The 1462-nt window shown below is 71.0% G+C and carries 1 protein-coding gene; it reads left to right on the top strand.

All coding sequences use genetic code 11. The features are described 5' to 3' along the window. A partial coding sequence (locus EKG36_RS20395) for an aldehyde dehydrogenase (protein WP_221766129.1) occupies nucleotides 1-1462 on the top strand: 1462 nt, incomplete at both ends.

Below are 1462 nucleotides of genomic sequence, written 5' to 3'. Positions count from 1 at the left end.
CGACTGGCAGGCGCTGGCCGCCTCGCTGTCCGTCGAGACCCGCGCCTATATCGACGGCGCCTTCGTCGAGGCCCAGGGCGGCGCGATCCTGACCACCACCAACCCGGCCACCGGCGAGGTCCTCGCCGAGGTGGCGAGCTGCGACGCCGCCGATGCCGAGGTCGCGGTGGCGGCCGCCCGGCACGCCTTCGACGGCGGCGCCTGGTCGCGCCTGGCCCCGGGCAAGCGCAAACGTGCCTTGCTCAAGCTGGCCGCGCTGATGGAGACCCACCGGCACGAGCTGGCGCTGCTCGACACCCTGGACATGGGCAAGCCGGTGACAAGCGCGCTGGGCGACATGGCCGGCGCCGTGGCCTGTCTCCGCCACCACGCCGAGTCCATCGACAAGCTCTACGGCGAGGTGGCGCCCACCGGCGACGATGCCCTGGGCCTGGTGTTGCGCGAGCCGCTGGGGGTGGTGGCCTCCATCGTGCCCTGGAACTTCCCGCTGATGATGACCGCCTGGAAGATCGGCCCGGCGCTGGCCGCCGGCAACAGCGTCATCTTGAAGCCCTCGGAGAAGTCGCCGCTGTCCGCGCTGCGCCTGGCGAGCCTGGCCCGGGAGGCCGGCCTGCCGCGCGGCGTCTTCCAGGTGCTGCCGGGCTACGGCCACACCGTGGGCAAGGCGCTGGCGCTGTCGATGGACGTCGACTGCCTGGCCTTCACCGGCTCCACCGCGGTCGGCAAGCAGCTGATGCAGTACGCCGGCCAGTCCAACCTCAAGAAGGTCTTCCTGGAGTGCGGGGGCAAGAGCCCCAACCTGGTCTTCGCCGACTGCAAGGACCTGGATCGGGTGGCCGAGCACGCCGCCGCGGCGATCTTCCACAACCAGGGCGAGGTGTGCATCGCCGGCTCCCGGCTGCTGGTGGAGAATGCGATCCGCGAGGCCTTCGTGGAGAAGGTGCTGGCCGCCGCCGAGCGCATGCAGCCCGGCGACCCGCTGGACCCGGAAAGCTTCATGGGCGCGATGGTCGACCAGGCCCAGTACGAGCGGGTACTGGACTATATCCGCCGCGGCGTGGAGGAGGGGGCCCAGCTGAGAACGGGCGGCGCCCCCCTCGAAGGCCCCGGGCTGTTTATCCCGCCGACGGTGTTCGACGGCGTCACCGAGGCCATGGCCATCGGCCGCGAGGAGATCTTCGGCCCGGTGCTCGCGGTGTTCGGCTTCGATGGCGAGGACGAGGCCGTGCGGCTCGCCAACGACAGCGACTACGGCCTGGCGGCGGGGCTGTGGAGCCAGGACATCGACCGCATCATGCGCGTGACCCGGCGGCTGCGCTCGGGCCAGGTGTTCGTCAACAACTGGGCGGCCATGGACCAGACGGTGCCCTTCGGCGGCGTCAAGCAGTCGGGCAACGGCCGCGACAAGTCCCACCACTCCCTGGAGGAGTATTCCGACCTCAAGAGCGTGTGGATGTCGCTC

This window comes from Halomonas nitroreducens (assembly GCF_003966155.1).
Taxonomy (GTDB): domain Bacteria; phylum Pseudomonadota; class Gammaproteobacteria; order Pseudomonadales; family Halomonadaceae; genus Halomonas; species Halomonas nitroreducens.
Note: the sequence above shows the minus strand (reverse complement) of the source record. Positions and strands in the feature narration are given on the sequence as shown.